We start from the raw sequence: 22,092 nt of genomic DNA, 5'->3' as shown, positions 1-22,092 counted from the left end.
GCCGTACCAGCATGGTCACCCACCCGGTGAACGTCTTGCGGGATACCGTGAGCACATGACCCGGAGCCTGGATCAGGTCGTCACCGCGGCGGCCGCGGAGTTGATGGCGGCCACCGCCACCAACGTGGTCGACAGCTGCACCCGGGTCCTCGCCGACGTCGTCGCCCATCTGGGCGTGGACTTCAGCTTCCTGCGTCACAACGACCACACCATCAAGGCCACCAGGCTGGTGGCCGAGTGGCCGATCCGCGATCCCTTCCCGGATCCGGATCCGATCGGGGTGATCTATTTCTCCGAGGCCGACCCGGTCTTCCGGCAGGCCGAATACCTCAAGACACCGTTGATCGTGCGTCCCGAGCCGACCAACGATGACTATCAGCGCCGCATCGAGGAGGGCACCGGTGTGCCGTCGGTGTCGATGGCCTGTGTCCCGCTGCTGTCGGGCGACATCACCTCGGGCATCCTCGGCTTCATCAAGACCGGCGACCGCGAGTGGACCCCGGAGGAGCTCAACGCGCTGCAGGCGATCGCGACCCTGTTCGCCCAGCTGCAGGCCCGCATCGCCGCCGAGGAACAGCTCCAGTACCTCGCCGAACACGACGACCTGTCCGGACTGCTCAACCGCCGGGCGCTGATGGCCCACCTCGACGCCCGGCTCGCCGAGGGGCAGCCCGGTCCGGTGTCGGTGCTCTTCCTCGACCTCGACCGCCTCAAGACCGTCAACGACTATCTGGGACACAGCGCCGGCGACCAGTTCATCAAGATGTTCGCCGAGCGGTTGCGGGCCGGAACCGAGAAACCCGCCGTGATTGCCCGTGTCGGCGGTGACGAGTTCGTGGTGGTGCCCGACGAGCCGATGGACGTGCGGACGGTCGAGAGCTTCGCCCGCCGGCTGCAGACCTGGCTGCAGCGCAGGGTGGTGATCGACGGCGAGATGCTCGCTCGCACGGTCAGTATCGGTGTCGCCGTCGGAACCCCCGGGGACGACACCACCTCGGACCTGCTGCGCCGCGCCGATCAGGCCGCGCTGTCGGCGAAGAGCACCGGCGGCAGCAAGACCGCGGTGTTCACCACGGAGATGGCGTCGCAGCACGCCATCCGCAACGACATCGAGCTGCACCTCGAAGGCGTGATAGACGAGGCCAGCAGTGCGCTGGTCCTGCACTACCTGCCCGAGGTCGACATGCGCACCGGGAAGGTGCTCGGCACCGAGGCGTTGGTCCGCTGGCGGCATCCGACGCGGGGGCTGCTGCTGCCCGAGTCGTTCATCGGAGTCGCCGAATCCATCAACCTCGCAGGCAAACTCGGCCGTCTGGTGATGCGCTCGGCATGCGCCGACTTCGCCCGCTGGCGCTCGCGCCGCACCGCCGGGGACGCGATCCTGCGCATCAATGTCTCACCGGTGCAACTGGTCTCGGACGGTTTCGCGGCGACCGTCGCCGGCACCCTCGACGAGTTCGGGGTGGACGGATCCGCGGTGTGCCTCGAGATCACCGAGAGCGTCGTGGTGCAGGACATCGAGGCCACCCGGCACACGCTGGCGGCGCTCAAAGAGGTCGGCGTGCGCATCGCGATCGACGACTTCGGCACGGGCTACAGCGTTCTCACACACCTGAAGTCGCTTCCCGTCGACACCGTGAAGATCGACCGCAGTTTCGTGCGCGACCTGGGCAGCAGTCCGGGCGACCTGGCGATCGTGCGGGCCATCCTGGCCTTGGCCGACGCGTTCGAACTCGAAGTGGTCGCCGAGGGCGTCGAGACCGTCGCGGCCGCCAAGACCCTGCTGGAACTGGGCTGCCCCCGCGCGCAGGGCTTCATGCTGTCCCGTCCGGTCGACGGCGCGGCGATGGAGGCGCTGTTCCGCGAGGGGCACATCGTCGTCGACGCGCTGCGCGACGACACCGCCGGCCGGCCGGAGTTCGGTTGACCTGAGTTAGCCAGCGCTCGACACCGCCAGGCGCGTGGAGTAAGAAGAACCTCGTTCGCCAGCAAAACGAAGGAGCCGTCCCGTGGCAGTGGCGCCGTTCAATCACATCACCGCGACGTACTCGTCGGCGCACGCGCTGATGTACGAGGCGGTGGTCGCACCGTCGGTGTACCGGTCGCGCGCCATCATCGACGAGAAGTTCCTGAACCTGCTGCCGCAGAACGCGCACATCCTCGACGTCGGCTCGGGCGGTGGCCTGTTCACCCAGTACCTGGCCGATCAGCGCCCGGATCTGACGATCATCGGGATCGACCTGTCCGAACCGCAGCTCAAGCGCTCGCGAAAGCGACTGCGCGACTACGGCGACCGGGTCACCTTCCAGCACGGCGACGCGACGAAGCTGGCGTTCGCCGACCGCAGTTTCGACGGCGTGATCAGCTACGGCTCCGTCAAGCACTGGACATCACGCGAGACCGGGATGGCCGAGTGCGTGCGGGTGCTCAAGCCGGGCGGCCCGCTTCTGGTCACCGACGCCGACCGCAGCGCGACCTTCGACGATTCGGCGAACTTCATCAAGCACTACAAGTTCCCCCGCTTCCTCGACGGTCCGAACCTGGCGGTGTTCCGCACGTGGATCGCCGGCCGGTCGATCGATCTCGACGACGCGCGCGCCCTGGCCGACGGTGTCGACCTCGTCGACGCAGAAGTGGGCCGCATCCCCGACTCCCCGCTCGTCATGATCGCCGGGCGGCGCGCACCCGAGTGATTCGCCGTCAGGCCGTCTGCTCGGCCTCGGTGTCGTTGCAGCAGAACCGCCTGCGGTAATCGGTGGGCGTCACCCCGATGATCCGTCGGAAATGGTGGCGCAGCAGCGTGGCCGTACCGAACCCGGACCGCTCGGCGATGCGGTCGATGTCGAGATCGCTCTCCTCGAGCATCCGGCGCGCGTAGAGCACCCGCTGATCGGTGACCCACTGCATGGGGGTGGTGCCGGTCTCCTCGACGAAGCGGCGGGCGAAGGTGCGCGCCGACATGTTCGCCCGGCGGGCGAGCGTGCTGACGGTGTGCGGTTTGTCGAGATTGGCCACGATCCAATCCAGGTGCGGCGCAAAGCGTTCCGAACACCTGACCGGGATCGGCTGTTCGATGTACTGGCGCTGGCCGCCGTCACGCTGCGGTGGCACCACCATCCGGCGGGCGATCCGGTTGGTGACCTCGCTGCCCAGTTCGCGCCGGACCAGGTGCAGGCAGGCGTCGATCCCGGCCGCGGTGCCCGCACTGGTGATCAAGTTGCCGTCGTCGACGAACAGCACGTTGCGGTCGACGCGGGCGGTGGGGTACATCCGCGCGAGCAGATCGGCGTACATCCAGTGCGTCGTACACGGCCTGCCGTCGAGCAATCCCGCGGCGCCGACGACGAAGGCCCCTGAGCAGACCGTCAGGATGATCGAACCCCGCGCGGCCGCCTCGCGCAGCACCTCCAGCGCCTCGGGCGGATAACCGTTCTTGCCCGACGCGATCGCGGGTACGGCGACCAGGTCCGCGCCGAGCAGATCGTCGAAGTCGTGTTGCGGGGTGAGGTGCGCGCCGATCGTCGTGCGCACGGGTTCGCCCGCCACCGGTCCGCAGACCTTGAAGTCGAAATTGGGGACGCCGTCCGCGGAGCGGTCGATACCGAAAACCTCGCAGATGACGCCGAACTCGAAAACCGCTAGACCGTCGAGCACCAGTGTCGATACGCTTTTCAACGCCATGGCAGCATATTAGCGCAAGACGGCAGTGCTGCCACTGTTGGCGGGATGTGTCCAGTCGAAAGATAACTGCCATGAGTACAGCACTGATCTCACTTGCCGTGTCGAGTCCGTTCGCCCTGACCGCCGTGCTGATCTGGACGGCGCGCCGGGCCGGTGTCCTGCGCTGGGATCTCGACCAGTTCCGCGTGTGGGCGCCGATGGCAGGGCGATTCGACAGCCGCCGCGACGAGGACCGCGACACCTACCGCGTCCAGCACGAACTCGACGCGATCCGCACCCGGTTCGAGGAACACCCGGTGTGGCCGGCCTCAGGCGCCCTGGGCGAGCGTCGCTAGGAAGGCCTCGACGGCGCCGCGATAGACCTCCGGCTGCTCGTCGTGGATCAGGTGTCCCGCGTCGGGAACTCGCAGATATGTTGTCCGCCAGCCGGTCTCGGCCATGCGACCCATCTGCCCCGGCGGCGTGACGGAGTTGCCCGCCTCCAGCAGCAGGGCCGGGACCCGCACCTGCTGCCACTGCCGCCAGTAGTCCCGCAGCCCCCATTCGGCGGCGATGTCGATCCAGTGGCGCCGCCGCCCGTGCAGCCGCCACCCGGTCGCGGTGCGGTCGAACGCCTCGAGGAAGTAGCGCCCCGCGATCGGGCCGAACTCGGCGAACACCTGCTGTTCGGTCTCGAACTCCTCCGGCAGCGCGTGCAGCCACGGCTCCCACGGCCCGGTGGTCCGGCCGCGGAAGTCCGGCGCCATGTCCTCGACCACCACCGCGGTCACCAGATCGGGCCGGGCCGCCGCCAGACACCACGCGTGCAGCCCGCCCATCGAATGTCCGATCAGCGTGGCGGGGCAGCCGAGGCGTTCGACCGCACCGGCGAGTTCGGCCACGAAGTGCTCTGTGCTGATCGGATGGGGCTCCACCACGTCGCGGCCGCGGTGCCACGGCGCGTCGTAGGTGTAGACCGTGCCGAGGCGCGAGAGCCACGGAAGCTGACGCCCCCAGGTGGTGCCGCGTCCCATCAGGCCGTGCACCAGCACCAGGGGTGCGCCGTCGCCACCCCTGGCGATCGGACGGGGGCCACCCCTGGCGATCAGACGGGGGTCACCCCTGACGATCAGACGGGGGCCGCCCCCGGGGGTCAACAGTGGGGAGTCCATGTGCTCATCTTGCCCAGCCCAAGCGGTAACCTGACCGCATGCCCAGCCAGAACCCTGTGGTGAAGATCAACGCAATCGAGGTTCCGCCGGACGCCGGCCCGGAACTGGAGAAGCGCTTCGCGCACCGCGCGCATGCCGTGGACAATCAGCCCGGCTTCCTCGGCTTCCAGCTGTTGCGGCCCGTCAAGGGCGAGAACCGCTACTTCGTCGTCACGCAGTGGGAGACCGAGGAGGCGTTCCAGGCGTGGGCGACCGGCCCGGCGATCGAGGCGCACAAGGGTCAGGCCGCCAACCCGGTCGCCACCGGCGCCTCGCTGCTGGAGTTCGAGGTCGTGCTCGACGTTGCGGGGTCCGGCGAGAAGGCCTGACGCGACGCGGACAGTGCGCCGGGTGGCCGGCCTGGTGACTGCTGCCGCGCTCGTCGTCTCCTCAGTGTCCGGATGCGGTGAGGACAGCACCGCTCCGGCCGACGCCGCCTACGGCGCGCACATCGGTACCAGTACGCCACAGGGCCTGCGCGCCAAGCAGACCATGGACATGGTCAACTCCGACTGGCCCATCGGTGACGTCAACGTGCGCACGATGGCCGTCGAGGACCAGGTCGACGAGATCATCGACGCCATGGGCAACCTGTGGTGGGATCGCCCGATCACCGTCACCGGCGTGGACATCCGTGCCGGCACCGCGACCCTGCACGTCAAGACCCCCTACGGCGCCGAGCAGGACATCGAGTTGCGCACCGACGACAACGGTCTGGTCGACCGGTTCGACGTGACGCTGCGCCCGCCGATGATCGAGAAGTGGGCCGACATCGACGCGGTGCTGGGCGCCTCCGGCGCGCGCTACTCCTACCAGGTGTCGCGGGTCGGCCAGGGCGGACCGATCGGCAAGTGCCAGAAGGTGGCGGGCACCAACACCGAGATGTCGCTGCCGCTGGCGTCGATCTTCAAGCTCTACGTGCTGCTCGCCGTGGCCCAGGCCGTCACGGACGGCGGCGTGGACTGGGACGACCGGCTCACGATCACCGAGCGCGCGAAGGCCGTCGGATCGGCCGGCCTCGAGGAACTGCCGCCCGGTGCGACCGTCTCGGTCCGCGAGGCGGCCCAACAGATGATCTCCGCCAGCGACAACATGGCCACCGACCTGTTGATCGAGCGTCTCGGCCCGGGTGCGGTGGAGCGGGCGCTGGTGGCCGCCGGTCACCACGATCCGGCCAGCATGACGCCGTTCCCGACCATGCACGAGATGTTCTCGGTCGGCTGGGGTGAGCCGGATCTGCGCGAACAGTGGAAGAAGGCCGACCGCGCCGGTCGCGCCGCGCTGCTCGAGCAGACCGATTCGCGTCCGTACGAACCCGACCCGACCCGCACGCACACCCCGGCGTCCGATTACGGCGCCGAATGGTACGGCAGCGCGTCGGACATCTGCCGCGTCCACGCCGCCCTGCAGGCCGCCGCCGTCGGCGAGGCCGCACCCGTCAGGGACATCTTGTCGGCCATCCCCGGGGTGGACCTCGACCGCGCGAAGTGGCCGTACATCGGCGCCAAGGGCGGCAACCTGCCCGGCGATCTGACGTTCAGCTGGTACGCCGTCGACCACACCGGCCAGGCGTGGGTGGTGAGCTTCCAGCTCAACTGGCCCCGGTACCGCAGCCGGACCGCGGCGCGATGGCTGCTGTCGATCGTGCACCAGACGTTCGCGATGGTGCCGGTCGCGGATTAGCCGCGCAGCCCACGCGCGCCGGTCAAAGGGGGGTGCGCAACGTCCACGCGTGCGCGCGGAAGTGCAGCACCGTCCGGCTCACCGGCGCCACGTCGATCCGCCAGAACGATCTGGCCGGGGCGTCGAGCGCCACCAGGATCGCCGCACGCACGACCGCGGGATGGGTGACGGCGACGACCCTGCCCCGCCGGCCGGCCAGCGAGTCCATCCACCGGCGCACCCGCTCGATCACCTGGATCACCGTCTCCCCGCCGTGCGGCGCCTGGGCGGGGTCGGTGAGCCAGATCGCGAGTTCGGCGGGATCGACACCGCCCAGCACGTCACCGCGCCACCGGCCGCAGTCCAGATCGGCGAGCAGCGGTTCGACGACCGCGTGGACGCCGAGCAGTTCGGCGGTCTGCCTGGTCCGCTTCTCCGGCCCGCAGTACGCGGTGTCGGTCGACCCGAGTTCGACGCAGGCGTCGGCCTGGCGGTGTCCCTGCGCGTTCAGCGGTTCGTCGGTGGGGAATCGTCCGGCCGACACGGCGTCGGTCATCGCATGCGACACCAGTGTCAGCCGGACGATCTCGCTCACGTCCGGAGGACCTCGCGCCGGCCGTCGAGCAGACGCGACGCCAGCGGTGCGAACACCAGCGCGATCGTCGCCCACATCACGATCTGCGTGCCCAGCGAGTACAGCCGGAAGTCGTAGAGCACGTCGGCCGGGAATCCCTCGTAGACGATCGCCCCGGCGTCGTCACGCAGCGGACCGGGGGTCTCGTCGATGGTGGGCAGGATGAGCATCAGCACCGCGGCGGCCAGCACGTAGGCACCGGCGCCCGCCAGCGTGGCGTTCCAGGTGCCGAGCCGCTCCTGTAGTCGACGGCCGAGGTACACGGCGCCCACCAGGAGTGCGGCCGACACGACGACCATCAGCAGGTAGAGCAGCGTCCGCTGGCGCAGGGTCTCGTCGAGGCTGAGCGCGGGCGGGCTGGCCGGGTACTTCAGCGACGGCACGACGTAGAGGCTCAGCAGCATGCCGCCGGCAACGTACAGCGACAGCAGGCGCGCCGAGACGTCGCCGACCCGCCCGTAGGCGACCGCGAACACGATCGCGAACAGCGCGCCCATCGCCACGCAGAACGCGAGCATGCCGAAGCCCAGGCCGACGTTCATCTGGATGGCACGGGAGAACCCGCCGCCGTCGTCGCCGTGGCTGTGGCCGTGTCCCGCATGTTCGAGGGCCTGGTGGGCTGCGCCGATGCCGTCTTCGTACTCGATGGCCCGGTCGATGACGGGTTCGACGAAAATCCGTGCGAAAACGAAGGCGACGACGGCCGCGAGGGCACCGGCCAGCACGCCGCGCCCGATGATCTGTTTCTCCATGTTGACTTGTCTGTCCTCTGCCCGTGGGTCAGTGGCAGGGGAAGCCGAGGAGATGGCGAGCGTCGTGGATGAACTCGTGGATCGCGGTGTTGTCGGCGCCGAAGACCGACGTCGCCCCCTGGTCGAAGCCGAGGAAGTAGAGCACCAGCAGCGCAAGGAACGCGGTGGCCGACAGCCAGACCGCGGCGCGGGTGGCCGACAGGTCGATGGCCGGTACCCGGGTCTTGCGGGCTTGTGGTGACGTCATCAGGGGTCCTTTCCGGGATTCCGCGTCCCGAGTGGAGTGAAGCAGGCGTCGGGTCTGACTCTCACAGTGGCGCGACCGTTCTGGATTCCCACCAGATTCCTTCGCCTGCCGATTACATCGCACATCCTAAGCACTGCGCGGAGGATTCGCGCCGCCACCCTCGATCAAGGTCACGGGAATGCGAAACGGGCGGTCACCGTGAGGTGACCGCCCGTTCGCGACTCGTCGTTACTCGGCTGCGCTCGGCGCGCCTGCGGCGCCGGCCTGCGCCAGATCCGGCTCGACGGCTTCGGACCGCTTCGGGCCACCGCTGAAGGTGAACTTCGCGTCCTCGCCCGCTCCTTCGCCGTCCCAGTTCTCGACGTCGACCGTGATCAGCTGACCGGGGCCGATCTCCTCGAACAGGATCTTCTCCGACAGCTGGTCCTCGATCTCGCGCTGGATCGTGCGACGCAGCGGCCGCGCACCGAGCACGGGATCGAACCCGCGCTTGGCCAGCAGCGCCTTGGCCTTGTCGGTGAGCTCCATCGTCATGTCCTTGGCCCGCAGCTGGTTGGACACCCGGCCGATCATCAGGTCGACCATCTTGATGATCTCGTCCTGCGTCAGCTGGTGGAACACGATGATGTCGTCGATGCGGTTGAGGAACTCCGGGCGGAAGTGTTTCTTCAGCTCGTCGTTGACCTTCTGCTTCATCCGCTCGTAGTTGTTCTCGCCACCGCCCTTGGTGAAGCCCAGCCCGACGGCCTTGCTGATGTCGGAGGTACCGAGGTTCGAGGTGAAGATCAGCACGGTGTTCTTGAAGTCGACCGTGCGACCCTGACCGTCGGTGAGGCGGCCGTCCTCGAGGACCTGCAGGAGGCTGTTGTAGATCTCCTGGTGGGCCTTCTCGATCTCGTCGAACAGCACCACCGAGAACGGCTTGCGGCGCACCTTCTCGGTGAGCTGGCCGCCCTCTTCGTAGCCGACGTACCCCGGAGGGGCACCGAACAGCCGCGACGCGGTGAAGCGGTCGTGGAACTCGCCCATGTCGATCTGGATGAGCGCGTCGTCGTCGCCGAACAGGAAGTTCGCCAGCGCCTTGGACAGCTCGGTCTTACCGACACCGGACGGACCGGCGAAGATGAACGAACCGGACGGGCGCTTGGGGTCCTTCAGGCCGGCGCGGGTGCGGCGGATCGCCTTCGAGACGGCCTTGACGGCGTCCTCCTGGCCGATGATCCGCTTGTGCAGCTCGTCCTCCATGCGCAGGAGACGGGTGGTCTCCTCCTCGGTCAGCTTGAACACGGGGATACCGGTCCAGTTGCCGAGTACCTCGGCGATCTGCTCGTCGTCGACCTCGGCCACGACGTCGAGATCGCCCGAGCGCCACTGCTTCTCCCGCTCGGCACGCTGGGCGACGAGTTGCTTCTCCTTGTCGCGCAGGCTGGCGGCCTTCTCGAAGTCCTGCGCGTCGATCGCGGACTCCTTCTCCCGGCGGGCGTCGGCGATCTTCTCGTCGAACTCGCGCAGGTCCGGCGGTGCGGTCATGCGTCGGATCCGCATGCGGGCGCCGGCCTCGTCGATCAGGTCGATCGCCTTGTCCGGCAGGAACCGGTCGTTGATGTAGCGGTCGGCCAGCGTCGCGGCGGCCACCATCGCGCTGTCGGTGATCGAGACGCGGTGGTGCGCCTCGTACCGGTCGCGCAGACCCTTGAGGATCTCGATGGTGTGCTCGACGGTCGGCTCGCCCACCTGGACCGGCTGGAAGCGGCGTTCCAGGGCAGCGTCCTTCTCGATGTACTTGCGGTACTCGTCGAGGGTGGTGGCGCCGATGGTCTGGAGCTCGCCGCGGGCCAGCTTCGGCTTGAGGATGCTGGCGGCGTCGATCGCGCCCTCGGCGGCACCCGCACCGACGAGCGTGTGCAGCTCGTCGATGAACAGGATGATGTCGCCGCGGGTGTTGATCTCCTTGAGCACCTTCTTCAGGCGTTCCTCGAAGTCACCGCGGTAGCGGCTGCCCGCGACCAGCGAGCCCAGGTCGAGGGTGTAGAGCTGCTTGTCCTTCAGCGTCTCGGGCACCTCGCCGTGGACGATCGCCTGCGCGAGGCCCTCGACGACGGCGGTCTTGCCGACGCCGGGCTCGCCGATCAGCACTGGGTTGTTCTTGGTGCGGCGGCTCAGCACCTGCATGACCCGCTCGATTTCCTTCTCGCGGCCAATGACGGGATCGAGCTTGCCCTCCATCGCGGCGGCGGTGAGGTTGCGGCCGAACTGGTCGAGCACCAGCGAGGTCGAGGGGTTGCCGGACTCGCCGCCGCGGCCGCCGGTGCCGGCCTCCGCGGACTCTTTGCCCTGGTAGCCGCTCAGCAGCTGGATGACCTGCTGGCGCACGCGCGTCAGCTCGGCGCCGAGCTTCACGAGAACCTGGGCGGCGACCCCCTCACCTTCGCGGATGAGGCCGAGCAGGATGTGCTCGGTGCCGATGTAGTTGTGGCCGAGTTGCAGCGCCTCGCGCAGGGACAGCTCGAGCACCTTCTTGGCGCGGGGGGTGAAGGGGATGTGGCCCGACGGCGCCTGCTGGCCCTGGCCGATGATCTCCTCGACCTGGCTGCGCACGCCTTCCAGCGAGATGCCCAGCGACTCCAGTGACTTGGCCGCTACGCCCTCACCCTCGTGAATGAGTCCCAGCAGGATGTGCTCGGTGCCGATGTAGTTGTGGTTGAGCATCCGGGCTTCTTCCTGAGCCAGGACGACGACCCTGCGGGCACGGTCGGTAAAACGTTCGAACATCGCTGGTTACCTGCTCTCCATCGCATAGGTGGCGTATGGACCCCGGAGGCGCCGCCATGACTCTCGCCACCGAACTCCAGTACACCTGCCGTCCACTCTATCGGGCGGCTGCAGCGAGCGCCGTGGTTGGCGGTCCGTACCGCCATGGACAACCACGGACTACCAGGGCCGCCAGGGCCTCCGGCGCTGTGTGCGTCGCACCGTCGGCCCTGTTCCCGCTGCTGACCTACTCAACGCTGCGGTTCGGCGATTCGTTTCCGGTGCGCGGCGGCGGACGGTTCGCCACCAGCGAAACGAGCCCAACTGCACCGAAGACGCGAAACGGGCAACGCGCGAACGCGTTGCCCGTGAACCGCCGGGGCCTAGGTGGCGGCGTGGAAGGCGTCGATGACGTCGGCGGGGATCCGGCCGCGGGTCGAGACGTTGTGACCGTTGCGGCGGGCCCACTCGCGGATCGCGGCGCTCTGCTCGCGATCGATGGCGCCGCGGCCCCTGGTGGGTCCGGTGGCGCGGCCACGACGGCGACCGCCGACACGGCGACCGGCGTCGACCCACTGCTTCAGGTCTTCGCGCAGCTTCTTCGCGTTCTTGCTGGAGAGGTCGATCTCGTAGCTGACGCCGTCGAGTCCGAATTCGACCGTTTCGTCGGCGGTACCTTCACCGTCGAAATCATCGACCAACGTGACGGTGACTTTCTTCGCCATCAGTTCACACTGACCCTTCTACCTGCGCTTGGTGGATAGTTTTGGTTACCGAATCTCGGCATCCAATGTGCCATATGAACCTACACTATTCAACAACGCCTCAATCATAGGCTGTCAGTTGCCGTGGCGACGAACAATCGGGAAGAGAATTGTCTCCCTAATTGACAGCCCAGTCAGCGCCATCAACAACCGGTCAATGCCCATTCCGGTACCAGTGGTCGGCGGCATGCCGTACTCCAATGCCGCCAGGAAATCGTCGTCGAGAACCATTGCCTCGTCGTCACCGGCTGCCGCCGCACGCGCCTGCGCCTCGAATCGCTCGCGTTGGATTATCGGATCGGTCAGTTCGGAATAGCCGGTGGCCAACTCGAACTTGCGGACATAGAGATCCCACTTCTCGGTGACGCCCGCAATGCTGCGGTGCGAGCGCGTCAGGGGGGTCGTCTCCACGGGGAAGTCCCGTACGAACGTCGGCGCCCAGAGATCGTCTCCGACGGTGTGTTCCCACAGTTCCTCGACCAATTTCCCGTGACCGTATCCGCGGTCGCGGGGAATCTCGAGACCGAGTCGGTCGGCTATCCGCCAGAGTTCGTCGGCCGGGGTCTGCGGGGTGATCTCCTCGCCCAGTGCCGTCGACAGCGACGGGTACATTTCCAGCGAGTCCCACTCGCCGTCCAGGTCGTACACCGTGCCATCCGCCAATGGCACTTGGCGGGTGCCGATCGCCTCGTCGGCGACTTCCTGAATTAGTTCCCGGGTGACCGTCGCGGAATCGTTGTAGTCGCCGTATGCCTGATAAGTCTCCAGCATCGCGAATTCAGGCGAATGCGTGGAATCGACACCTTCGTTTCGGAAGTTGCGATTCAGCTCGAAGACCTTCTCGAAACCGCCGACCAGCGCGCGCTTGAGGAACAGTTCCGGCGCGATGCGCAGGTACAGGTCCACATCGAGCGCATTGGAGTGCGTGACGAAGGGCCGCGCCGCCGCGCCGCCGGCCAGGGTCTGCAGCATCGGGGTCTCGAGTTCGAGGAAGCCCCGCCGCTCGAGCGCGTTGCGCACGGCGCGTACGACGGCCACGCGTTGACGCGCAATCGTGCGGGCCTCGGGACGGACGATGAGGTCGACGTAGCGCTGCCTGACCCGCGCCTCCTCACTCATCTCCTTGTGCGCGACCGGCAGCGGCCGCAGCGCCTTCGAGATGATTTGCCAGGAATCGGCGAGCACAGAAAGCTCACCGCGGCGCGAACTGATCACCTGTCCGCGCACGAACACGATGTCGCCGAGGTCGACGTCGGCCTTCCAGCTGTCCAGGGACTCCTGCCCCACCTCGGCCAGGCTGATCATGGCCTGGAGCTGCGTCCCGTCACCTTCCTGCAGGGTGGCGAAACAGAGCTTCCCCGAGTTGCGGGCGAACACGACCCGGCCCGCGACGCCGACCACCTCGCCGGTCTGGGTGTCGACGGGCAGGTCCGGGAACGCGGTGCGCACCTCGGCGAGGGTGTGGGTGCGGTCCACGACCACCGGGTACGGGTCGCGCCCCTCGGCCAGCAGACGTTCCCGCTTCTCCTGACGAATGCGGAACTGCTCGGGGATGTCAGGGTCGTGGTCGGGCGCGTTGTCTGCGGCGTTGTCGCCGCCGGCGGTCGGTGTCACGGGGTGCCAGCTTAACGCTGGTTGAACGTACTCCCTGCACGCCGCGACCGCCCCCGGTCCGGCGGGCGCCTTTAATGAACAGATGCGCCGCCCCATCGACCACGACGCCGTCGCGGCGCTGGCCGAGCAGCCGCTCGACTGGCGGTACAAGGGATTGCCCGCCGAATGGTGGGATGCCACCCCCGCGCAGATCTGCGGGCGCTCACCGGAGCTGTTCTCCGCCGGCGCGGTCGGCCCGGTATGCGTGCTGCGGGCGTCCGCACTGACGCACAACCTGGTGACCATGGCGCGCTGGTGCAGGCGGCGGGGCGTCGAGTTGGCTCCGCACGGTAAGACGCACATGGCGCCACAACTGCTGGTCCGCCAGTTCGACGCGGGCGCCGTCGCCGTCACCGCGGCGACGGTGAGCCAGGTGCGGGTGCTGCGCGCCTTCGGCGTCCGCGACGTGCTGCTCGCCAACGAGGTCGTCGACGCGGCCGGGCTCGCGTGGCTGGCGCGCGAGATGGCGGCCGATCCGGAGTTCCGGGTGGTCTGCTGGGTGGATTCGGCGCGCGGGGTCGAACTGATGTCGGCGGCGTTGACGGACGCGGTGCGCCCGCTCGACGTCTGTGTGGAGGTCGGGATGGCAGGCGGGCGCACCGGATGCCGGACCGCCGCCGAGGTCGACGCGGTCGCCCGGGCGGTCACCGCGTCACCGCGGCTGCGTCTGGTCGGCGTCGCGGGGTACGAGGCGGCCCGCGGGCACGACGTCGGCGCGGAGGCGCTGGCCGCCGTGACCGCACACCTGACGAGCGTGCGGGCCGCGGTGGAGCGGTTGGCCGGGCGGTTCGAGACGGAGGAGGTGCTGGTCACCGCGGGCGGCAGCACCTACTTCGACCTGGTCGCCGACGTGCTCACCGGCGACTGGCCCGCGGGTCTGACGGTGCGCACGGTGCTGCGCAGCGGCTGTTACCTGACCCATGACGACGGGCTCTACGCGCGGACGTCGCCGCTTCGGCGGGCGGGCACGGGCGGTCTCATCCCGGCGATGAGCGTCTGGGCGCAGGTGCTCTCCCGCCCCGAGGACGGTCTGGCACTGCTCGGGATGGGCCGCCGGGACGTGTCGTTCGACCAGGGGCTGCCGGTGGCGAAAGCTCTGCGCGACAGCCAGATCGACCATCTCAACGACCAGCACGCGTATCTGCGGGTCGGCGCCGACGACGTCGGGGTCGGCGACTGGCTGGAGTTCGGGTTGTCGCACCCGTGCACGACATTCGACAAGTGGGCGCTGATCCCGGTGCTCGACGACGACAACCGGGTGGTCGACCTGATCCGGACGTTCTTCTAGCGCCGGCGATGGTTGTCGCGGTTGCGTTCGAACACCAACCGCAGCCCGTCGAGGGTGAGGTGGCGGTCGTAATGCGCGACGGTGTGCACGTCTGGGAGCACCAGCGGGGCGGTGTGCCCGGTCGCGACCACGGCGACGTCGCTTCCGGAGAATCCGTCGACGTCCTCGCGGATCCGGTTGACCAGACCGTCGACCAGGCCGGCGAATCCGAACAGCGCACCCGACTGCATGCACTCGACGGTGTTCTTCCCGATCACCGACCGGGGCCGGGTCAGTTCGACGCGGCGCAGCGCCGCCGAACGGGCTGCGGCCGCATCCGATGACACCTGGACCCCCGGCGCGATCGCACCGCCGAGGAACTCCCCCTTGGCCGAGACGACGTCGACGCAGATCGAGGAACCGAAGTCGACGACGATCGCCGCGCTGCCGAACCGGTGGTAGGCCGCCAGACAGTTGACGATCCGGTCGGCGCCGACCTCCTTGGGGTTGTCGACGAGCAGCGGGATACCCGTGCGCACACCGGGTTCGATCATCACGTGCGGAACCGACGGCCAGTACTGTTCGAGCATCAGGCGGACCTCGTGCAGCACCGAGGGCACCGTGGACAGCCCGGCGGCACCGGTGAGGCGCTCGGAGTCGTCACCGATCAGACCGTCGATGGTCAGCGCGAGCTCGTCGGCGGTCGCCTCGGACTCGGTCCGGATCCGCCACTGCTGAACCACTTTGGCGTGATCGCCGGACCCCGAGATCAGCCCGACGGTGGTGTGGGTGTTGCGGACGTCGATGGCGAGCAGCACTGCGCTACCGTGGCGACATCAGGCCGGCGGCGTTGTCCGGCACCAGGGCCGGGTCGGTGCCGAGATGGACCTGCCTGTTGTCGGCGTCGACGAAGACCACCCGCGGCTGGTAGGCGCGCGCCTCGGCGTCTTCCATGGTGCCGTAGGCGATCAGGATCACCAGGTGGCCGGGATGCACCAGATGTGCTGCCGCGCCGTTGATCCCGATCACCCCGCTACCGCGGTCACCGGTGATCGCGTATGTCACCAGCCGGTTTCCGTTGTCGATGTCGACGATCGTGACCTGTTCACCCTCGATGAGGTCGGCGGCGTCCATCAGATCGGCGTCGATGGTGACCGAGCCGACGTAGTGCAGATCGGACTGCGTGACGGTGGCACGGTGGATCTTCGACTTCAGCATCGTGCGAAGCATCAGTTCCTCCAGGGCAGTTGATGGTCGGGTGAGCCGACACCGGGGTGGCCGTCGATACCGCCCGAGGCGCCGATGTCGACGGCGATGTTGTCGAGCAGTCTGGTGCGGCCGAGACGCGCCGCCACCAGGAGGCGGGCCGCCCCCTCGTGCGGCGCGGGCCCCAGCATGGGGCCCCTGATCTGAAGGTAGTCGACCTCGATGGTGGGGACCTCGTCGAGTACGGCCCGCGCGGCGTCCAGCGTGGCATCCGCGCCGTTGGACGCGGCGTACATCCCGGCCAGCAGCGCGGCCGACAGGGCCCCTGCGTGTTCGCGCTCGACCTCGTCGAGGTAGCGGTTGCGCGACGACAGCGCGAGCCCGTCCGCCTCGCGCACCGTCGGCACCCCGACGATCTGGGTGTCGATGTTGAGGTCGGTGACCATCTGCCGGATCAGCACCAGCTGCTGGTAGTCCTTCTCCCCGAAGAACGCCCGGTCGGGCCGGATGATCTGCAGCAGCTTGCACACCACGGTGAGGACACCTGCGAAATGGCCTGGGCGCGAGGCGCCTTCGAGGTCGTCGCCGAGTGGGCCGGGGTGCACTGACGTTCGGGTGCCGTCGGGATACATGTCGCCGACGGTGGGCGTGAACGCGATCTCGACACCTTCGCCGCGCAGCGCGGCGAGGTCGTCGTCGAGCGTGCGGGGATAGGCGTCGAGGTCCTCCCCCGCACCGAACTGCAGCGGGTTGACGAAGATCGACACGACGACGACCGCGCCCTGCACCCGCCTGGCGGCCCGGATCAGCGTCAGGTGACCTTCGTGCAGCGCCCCCATGGTCGGGACGAGCACGACACGGCGTCCGGTGGTGCGCAACGCGCGCGCGACATCGCCGACGTCGCGCGGGGTCCGGTAGACGTTGAGTTCGCCTTTGGCGAACGGTGTCGGTCTGCGGGCGATCATGACTGCGCCGCCAGGGCCGCGAAGACGTCGTCGGAGGCGTGCGCCCGCTGCGCGGTACGCAGGGAGTTGGTCCGGTACGCCTCTGCCAGTTCAGGATTCACCTCGGCGAGCGCGTGCAGATGCGCGCTGACCGCGGCGGCGTCGCCGCGCGCCACCGGACCTGTCAGCGCGGCCTGACCGCGCTGCAGCGCGTTCTCGAACGACGCCCTGGCCAGCGGGGCGATCACCCGCTCGGCGATCCCGCCCGGTGCGTCCCCGACGAGTTCCTGGCCCAACAGTTCCTGCCCCCACAGCGCGGACCGCAGCGCCTCGACCGCGTCGAGGATCACGGTGGTGACGTGGTTGCCCGCGTGCGCGAGCGCCGCGTGGTACAGCGGGCGGGCGTCTTCTCGCACCCGGAACGGTTCGCCGCCGATCTCCAGTACCAGCGACTGGGCGATCGCGTAGCCGACGTCGTCGGCGGCGGTCACGCCGAAGCACGCGTCGGACAGCCGGGCGATGTCCTCGTCGGCGCCGGTGAACGTCATGGCCGGGTGGATGGCCAGTGGTATGCACCCGTGTTCGGTCAGCGGCGCGAGGATACCGACCCCGTTCGCGCCGGAGGTGTGGGCGACGATCACGCCCGGCCGGACCGCGCCGGTGGCCGCCAGACCCGAGACGACCGCGGCCAGTTCGGCGTCGGGTACGGCCAGCAGCAGCAACTCGGCACGGCTTGCGACGTCGTGGATCGGCATCACCGCACTGTCGGGCAGCCGGCGCCGGGCGTGCTCGCGGGAAGCCTCGGAGATGGCGCTGCAGGCGACGACGATGTGGCCGGCGCGCTCGAGTGCGACGCCCAACGCGGTGCCCACCCGGCCGGCGGAGATGACGCCGACCGACAACCGGGCCGGACGCAGGCCGTCGGGCGGACCCCACGACGGTGCTGGGGGCTGCTCCATTGCAGGCGACCTCGCAAGTCTCGAGTTCTCGTTACGTTCCGGTCCTTCAGTCTCGGGTACCGGACGGTCGCTAGAAGGTTAGCTCACGGTTCACGGCGCCGACGACCGCCGCCGGTGGGGTTGGCCTGCAGCCGCGCGAGCAGTTCGGCGACGGACTGCCCGCCGGTGTCCTCGAGGCTGCGGCGCCGCCGGGCGTGGGCCTCTTCGGCCGTCTCCTGAGGACCCTGGACGGGGCCGGCCGCCGGCGCGGCTTCCTCGGTCTCCCCGCCGTCACCCGGCGCGGAGTGCTTACCGCGGCGCGGTTCCGGCGGCGGTGGGGCCGCCGGGGGTTCCTGGGCGCGGCGCCGTCCGACGTACTCCGACGGCGGCTCCTCGGCCACGGGTGCGGCCCAGTGACTGCCGGGTGCACCGGCCGGGATCCACTGCCCCTCGGCGGGCGCCGGCTGCCAGCCGGCGGCCGGTGCCGGTTCGGGCGCCGGCTCGGGTTCCGGTGCCGGCTCGGGTGCCGGCGGCGGGGTGGGCCGCTCCCACGAGGTCGGCGTGTCGGACAACCGCGAGATACCCGGATCGGTCTCCGGTTCGAGGTCGGGTTCGGGCGTCGGCTCGGGGGTGGGCTCCGGGGCCGGCGGGGTCGGTGCGGCGGCGGGGGCCACCCAGCCCGCGGCCTCCGCCGCCGGGGCCACCTCTTCGGCGCGGCGACGTCGACGGCGCGGCGGCTCCTCGGTCTGCGGCTCGGCTTCCGAGGGACGGCGGTGCGCGCCGCCGAATGCGGGGGACGGCGGCGCCGTCTCCGGTTCGGGCGGTTGCGGTTCGGCGGGCACGTCGATGATCGGGCTTTCCTCGGTGCGCGACTCGCTCTCGTCGACGTCGGCGTGGCGCAGCATGTCGTCGAGCCGGCTGCTGCTGACGCGGCCGGTGGTCTCGGCGTCCGGCGCCCAGTCGCTGTAGGCCCGCACGGTCGTGCGGTCGTGTTCGAGCGCCGGCCGATGCGCCAGATCGGCGTCGAAGAGGATCTCCAGATTGGTGCGCAGGGCCGCGAGCTCGGCGCGCAGCGCGGCCACCTCGTCGGCCGCCTGCGCCTGCAGTTCGTTGGCCAGCTCACGGCGCAGCTGCGTCTCGACCGTCAGCTCGTACTCGCGGCGCGCCGAGATCTCGCGGTCCAGTTGAAGGTCGTAGACGAGTTTGAGATCGCGCGCCTTGGCTTGGTCGTGATCACTTTGCCGGCGATAGATCACCGAGACGAACGCCGCGGCCACCGCCGCCCACAACGCCAGGATGACAGCGAGTTTGAGCAACTCCACCCGGTTGGTGAACACCAGCGCAGAACTTGCCACGATCGCCAGCACCAGCAACACTGTCAGCAGCATCCAGCCCGGCCTGCGATTGCCGCGCCGGGCGCGCGGTCCGCGGGGCAGGACAGTCATGGGCCGACTGTACCCGCCACAGGTCATCGAGCGTGTCGACCCGCACGGCGATTCGACTGCCCGCCAAAAGAGACTGTTCAGCCCGACGTCGCGTCGGGGTCCTCGGGTGGTTCCGGCGGCGACTTGCAGCAATTCTGTAGCCACAGACCGGCAATCGTCAGCGCCAGTGCGCTGGCGGCCGCGATCACCACACCCGGGGTGTCCTCACCGGCGGCCCGCAGTGCGCCACGCTGGGGCAGGATCTGCACGAGGACCCCTGCCCACCAGCCGAGAACCAGTGCGCCGACCCATGCCGACGCCTTTGCGATCACGACCGAGCGGGCGACGGCGAGCGGGTGCAGGCGGCCGGGTCCGTCGCCGATCTCCCCGTCGCGGATCTTGTTGCGCACGTTGACACCCCACGCCCCGATCGCGACGGCGACCCCGAGCAGCGAGAGCCCCGTCCACAGGGTGACCGGCGGGAACAGCCGCGGATAGGCCAGCATCGCGGCGAGGTAGCCGACGATGCCCGCGAGGGCCACCGCGGCCGCGAGGTCGCGTGTACGGGTCGGGCCCATCAGTCGGCCGGGATCTCGGTGCGCAGTGCCAGGTCGGTGACCCGCACACCGGTGCGCTCGGCGGGGTCGAGTTCTTCCAGCCACAGCGCGACGGGCCGCGTCGTTCCCGCCACCGTCAACGTCGCATCGGGTTCGGCCGCCAGCCACGGCATCAGCACGAACGCCCGCAGGTGCGCGTACGGATGCGGCAGCGTGAGCTCCGCAGTCGCGGAACGCACTTCGTCGTCCCCGTCGTGGCAGGTGACGATGTCGACGTCGAGCGTGCGCGGCCCCCACCGCTGTCCGCGGACCCGGGCGGCGTCCTGCTCCAACTGCTGGCCACGGCGCAGCCAGTCGTGACAGTCGAGGTCGGGATCGTCGGCGAGCAGCACCGCGTTGAGGAACGCCCCCTGTTCGACGCCACCCCACGCCTCGGTCTCGTAGACCGGTGACACCGCGCGCACCGCCTCGCCGAGTCCGTCGACGACGGACTGCAGGCGGGCCAGGCGGTCACCCACGTTGGACCCGATGGACAGCACGACTCTGGTCACGGGTGCTCCTCACGTCCGCGTGTCACCGGTGCTCCTCACGTCCGCGTGTCACGGGTGCTCCTCACGTCCGCGTGTCCGGCGCGCCACCACCGCGACGTCGGCGAAACTCAGCGGGATCGGCGCTTCCGGTTTGTGCACGACCACCTCGACGGCCTCGATGCGTTCGTCGGTCATCACGTCCTCGGCGATCTCCGCCGCGACGGTCTCGATGAGATTGCGCGGCGGGCCGGCGACGATGTCGTGTGCGCGCTGCGCCAGGCCGCCGTAGTCCACGGTGTCGGCGAGGTCGTCGCTGGCCGCCGCGGCCGTCAGGTCCAGCCACACCGTCAGGTCGATCACGAAGTCCTGCCCGTCGCGGCGCTCGTGGTCGAAGACGCCGTGGTTGCCCCGCACGCTCAGCCCGCGCAGTTCGATCCGGTCGGTCACTGTCCACCCCTTTGCCAGGCGCCCACCACTTTCACGGCGTCCACCGAGGCGCGCACGTCATGTACCCGCACACCCCACGCGCCGTGCAGCGCGGCCAGCGCGGAGATCACCGCGGTGGCCGTCTCCCGCCCGTCGGGCGGACGCACCGCCCCGTACGCATCGGCGAGCAGCGCGCCGAGGAACCGTTTGCGCGACGCGCCGACCAGGACCGGGATCTCCGTCGCCACCAGCTCGGGCAGCGCGTGCAGCAGCGCCCAGTTGTGTTGTCCGGTCTTGGCGAAGCCGAGGCCCGGGTCGATGATCAAGTTCATCGGGTCCACACCCGCGGCGACCGCGGCGTCCACACTGGCCAGCAGTTCCGAGCGAACCTCGCCGACCACGTCGCCGTACACCGGCACCTGGTGCGGGCGGTCGGCCGACACCGACCGCCAGTGCATGAGGATCCACGGCACCCGCGCTTCGGCGACCACCCGCGCCATGTCGGGGTCGGCCCGGCCGCCGGACACGTCGTTGACGATCGCGGCGCCGTGTTCCAGCGCGTCGGCGGCCACCCGGGCGCGCATCGTGTCGATGCTCACCGTGATGCCGGCCGCGGCGAGCGCTTCCACCACCGGGATGATGCGGGCCGTTTCGACGTCGGGGTCGACCCGGGTGGCGCCGGGCCGGGTCGATTCGCCGCCGACGTCGATGATCGCCGCCCCCTCGGCGGCCAGCTCCATCCCGTGTGCGACGGCGTGGCCCGGGTCGAGGAACTGGCCTCCGTCTGAGAAGGAGTCGTCGGTGACGTTGACGACCCCCATCACCTGCACCGCGGAAGCGCTCACCTGCGCAAGATCAGATCCAGCGCCTCGGCCCGCGAAGCTTTGTCGGTCTTGAACTGACCGCGGACCGCGGACGTGGTGGTCGTGGCGCCGGGTTTACGGATGCCGCGCATGGCCATGCACAGGTGCTCGGCCTCCATCACCACGATCACCCCGCGGGGGTCGAGTTTGCGCATCAGCGCGTCGGCGACCTGCGCCGTCAGCCGTTCCTGGACCTGCGGCCGCTTCGCGTACAGGTCGACCACCCGCGCGAGTTTCGACAAGCCCGTGACCCGGCCGTCGACGCCCGGGATGTAGCCGACATGCGCCACCCCGTGGAACGCCACGAGGTGGTGTTCGCACGTCGAGTACATCGGGATGTCCTTGACCAGCACCATCTCGTCGTGCTGCTCGTCGAACGTCGTGTTGAGGACGTCGTCGGGATCGGTGTAGAGGCCCGCGAACATCTCCCGGTAGGCGCGCGCCACCCGCGCGGGGGTGTCCACCAGACCGTGCCGGTCCGGATCCTCCCCGACCGCGATCAGCAGTTCGCGCACCGCGGCCTCCGCACGCGCTTGGTCGAAATCGGCGATCTTGATCGTGGCCGAATCGTACGACCGCGTCATCGAGGCCTCCCTTGTGAAG

General features: G+C 69.3%; 24 protein-coding genes and 1 riboswitch. Of the genes, 6 read left to right on the top strand and 18 right to left on the bottom strand.

Translation table 11 applies throughout. The features are described from left to right. Nucleotides 1–55 precede the first annotated feature (55 nt). Complete coding sequence (locus AU195_RS08865; RefSeq protein ID WP_059158671.1) at nt 56–1,927, top strand: putative bifunctional diguanylate cyclase/phosphodiesterase; 1,872 nt, start codon at nt 56–58, stop codon at nt 1,925–1,927. A gap of 82 nt (nt 1,928–2,009) precedes the next feature. Continuing rightward, nucleotides 2,010–2,693 (top strand): class I SAM-dependent methyltransferase, encoded by a 684-nt coding sequence (locus tag AU195_RS08860; RefSeq protein ID WP_059158670.1) that lies wholly within the window; start codon nt 2,010–2,012, stop codon nt 2,691–2,693. A 7-nt stretch (nt 2,694–2,700) separates the two neighbouring features. Here the strand turns inward: AU195_RS08860 and AU195_RS08855 are convergent, their stop codons facing one another. Beyond that, on the bottom strand, nt 2,701–3,681 hold the full coding sequence (locus tag AU195_RS08855) for a GlxA family transcriptional regulator (protein ID WP_059158669.1): 981 nt from the start codon (nt 3,679–3,681) through the stop codon (nt 2,701–2,703). 71 nt (nt 3,682–3,752) lie between these two features. On the opposite strand from AU195_RS08855, the gene AU195_RS08850 reads away from it, so the two are divergent. After that, nucleotides 3,753–4,016 (top strand): hypothetical protein, encoded by a 264-nt coding sequence (locus AU195_RS08850; protein ID WP_059158668.1) that lies wholly within the window; start codon nt 3,753–3,755, stop codon nt 4,014–4,016. Here AU195_RS08850 and AU195_RS08845 read toward each other — a convergent pair. Further along, complete coding sequence (locus AU195_RS08845) at nt 3,990–4,832, bottom strand: alpha/beta fold hydrolase (protein ID WP_082702996.1); 843 nt, start codon at nt 4,830–4,832, stop codon at nt 3,990–3,992. The genes AU195_RS08850 and AU195_RS08845 overlap by 27 nt on opposite strands. A gap of 38 nt (nt 4,833–4,870) precedes the next feature. On the opposite strand from AU195_RS08845, the gene mhuD reads away from it, so the two are divergent. After that, nucleotides 4,871–5,200 (top strand): mycobilin-forming heme oxygenase MhuD, encoded by a 330-nt coding sequence (gene mhuD, locus AU195_RS08840; RefSeq protein WP_059093243.1) that lies wholly within the window; start codon nt 4,871–4,873, stop codon nt 5,198–5,200. A gap of 13 nt (nt 5,201–5,213) precedes the next feature. Further along, nucleotides 5,214–6,554, top strand: coding sequence for a serine hydrolase (locus AU195_RS08835; RefSeq protein WP_059158667.1), 1,341 nt, complete (start codon nt 5,214–5,216; stop codon nt 6,552–6,554). Between the two features lie 22 nt (nt 6,555–6,576). Here AU195_RS08835 and AU195_RS08830 read toward each other — a convergent pair whose 3' ends face one another. The 6 genes from AU195_RS08830 to lysS form a co-directional block, all read right to left on the bottom strand. Next, the gene (locus tag AU195_RS08830) at nt 6,577–7,128 is read right to left on the bottom strand and encodes a histidine phosphatase family protein (protein ID WP_059158666.1); all 552 of its coding nucleotides are present in this window, start codon (nt 7,126–7,128) and stop codon (nt 6,577–6,579) included. Further along, nucleotides 7,125–7,919 (bottom strand): CbtA family protein, encoded by a 795-nt coding sequence (locus AU195_RS08825; RefSeq protein WP_059158665.1) that lies wholly within the window; start codon nt 7,917–7,919, stop codon nt 7,125–7,127. Before AU195_RS08825 ends, AU195_RS08830 begins: the two co-directional genes overlap by 4 nt. Nucleotides 7,920–7,947: 28 nt before the next feature. After that, on the bottom strand, nt 7,948–8,166 hold the full coding sequence (locus AU195_RS08820; RefSeq protein ID WP_059093247.1) for a CbtB domain-containing protein: 219 nt from the start codon (nt 8,164–8,166) through the stop codon (nt 7,948–7,950). Next, nucleotides 8,141–8,266: riboswitch (cobalamin riboswitch) on the bottom strand. Its footprint overlaps the gene before it by 26 nt. A 128-nt stretch (nt 8,267–8,394) precedes the next feature. Next, nucleotides 8,395–10,938 (bottom strand): ATP-dependent protease ATP-binding subunit ClpC, encoded by a 2,544-nt coding sequence (clpC1, locus tag AU195_RS08815; RefSeq protein ID WP_059158664.1) that lies wholly within the window; start codon nt 10,936–10,938, stop codon nt 8,395–8,397. A gap of 362 nt (nt 10,939–11,300) precedes the next feature. Next, nucleotides 11,301–11,642, bottom strand: a complete 342-nt coding sequence (gene lsr2 / locus AU195_RS08810; RefSeq protein WP_059093249.1) for a histone-like nucleoid-structuring protein Lsr2 — start codon at nt 11,640–11,642, stop codon at nt 11,301–11,303. Between the two features lie 114 nt (nt 11,643–11,756). Beyond that, on the bottom strand, nt 11,757–13,295 hold the full coding sequence (lysS, locus tag AU195_RS08805) for a lysine--tRNA ligase (RefSeq protein ID WP_059158663.1): 1,539 nt from the start codon (nt 13,293–13,295) through the stop codon (nt 11,757–11,759). Between the two features lie 82 nt (nt 13,296–13,377). Here lysS and AU195_RS08800 point away from each other — a divergent pair, with 82 nt between their 5' ends. Continuing rightward, nucleotides 13,378–14,622 (top strand): alanine racemase, encoded by a 1,245-nt coding sequence (locus tag AU195_RS08800; RefSeq protein ID WP_059158662.1) that lies wholly within the window; start codon nt 13,378–13,380, stop codon nt 14,620–14,622. Here AU195_RS08800 and AU195_RS08795 read toward each other — a convergent pair. The 10 genes from AU195_RS08795 to folE form a co-directional block, all read right to left on the bottom strand. Further along, nucleotides 14,619–15,419, bottom strand: coding sequence for a type III pantothenate kinase (locus tag AU195_RS08795; protein WP_059158661.1), 801 nt, complete (start codon nt 15,417–15,419; stop codon nt 14,619–14,621). The two genes, AU195_RS08800 and AU195_RS08795, sit on opposite strands and share 4 nt — an antisense overlap. Nucleotides 15,420–15,423: 4 nt before the next feature. Then, nucleotides 15,424–15,831, bottom strand: coding sequence for an aspartate 1-decarboxylase (gene panD, locus AU195_RS08790; RefSeq protein ID WP_059158660.1), 408 nt, complete (start codon nt 15,829–15,831; stop codon nt 15,424–15,426). Further along, entirely contained in the window at nt 15,831–16,772 is a 942-nt protein-coding gene (panC, locus tag AU195_RS08785; protein ID WP_059158659.1) for a pantoate--beta-alanine ligase, read from the bottom strand. Before panC ends, panD begins: the two co-directional genes overlap by 1 nt. Then, on the bottom strand, nt 16,769–17,710 hold the full coding sequence (locus tag AU195_RS08780; protein WP_059158658.1) for a Rossmann-like and DUF2520 domain-containing protein: 942 nt from the start codon (nt 17,708–17,710) through the stop codon (nt 16,769–16,771). Before AU195_RS08780 ends, panC begins: the two co-directional genes overlap by 4 nt. Before the next feature lie 83 nt (nt 17,711–17,793). Next, a complete protein-coding gene (locus tag AU195_RS08775) occupies nt 17,794–19,134 on the bottom strand; it encodes a DUF6779 domain-containing protein (protein ID WP_216636382.1) in 1,341 nt (446 codons plus the stop codon). A gap of 77 nt (nt 19,135–19,211) precedes the next feature. Then, nucleotides 19,212–19,691, bottom strand: coding sequence for a DUF3180 domain-containing protein (locus tag AU195_RS08770; protein ID WP_059158656.1), 480 nt, complete (start codon nt 19,689–19,691; stop codon nt 19,212–19,214). Next, on the bottom strand, nt 19,691–20,221 hold the full coding sequence (gene folK / locus AU195_RS08765; RefSeq protein ID WP_059158655.1) for a 2-amino-4-hydroxy-6-hydroxymethyldihydropteridine diphosphokinase: 531 nt from the start codon (nt 20,219–20,221) through the stop codon (nt 19,691–19,693). Before folK ends, AU195_RS08770 begins: the two co-directional genes overlap by 1 nt. Before the next feature lie 48 nt (nt 20,222–20,269). After that, on the bottom strand, nt 20,270–20,647 hold the full coding sequence (folB, locus tag AU195_RS08760; RefSeq protein ID WP_059158654.1) for a dihydroneopterin aldolase: 378 nt from the start codon (nt 20,645–20,647) through the stop codon (nt 20,270–20,272). Next, complete coding sequence (gene folP, locus AU195_RS08755; protein WP_059158653.1) at nt 20,644–21,471, bottom strand: dihydropteroate synthase; 828 nt, start codon at nt 21,469–21,471, stop codon at nt 20,644–20,646. The genes folB and folP overlap by 4 nt, the downstream gene beginning before the upstream one ends. Then, the gene (gene folE / locus AU195_RS08750; RefSeq protein WP_059158652.1) at nt 21,468–22,073 is read right to left on the bottom strand and encodes a GTP cyclohydrolase I FolE; all 606 of its coding nucleotides are present in this window, start codon (nt 22,071–22,073) and stop codon (nt 21,468–21,470) included. The genes folP and folE overlap by 4 nt, the downstream gene beginning before the upstream one ends. Between the last annotated feature and the right edge of the window lie 19 nt (nt 22,074–22,092).

The sequence above is a fragment of the Mycobacterium sp. IS-1496 genome, from assembly GCF_001499995.1.
In the GTDB taxonomy this organism is placed as follows: domain Bacteria; phylum Actinomycetota; class Actinomycetes; order Mycobacteriales; family Mycobacteriaceae; genus Mycobacterium.
This window is presented reverse-complemented; position numbering and strand designations above follow the sequence as displayed.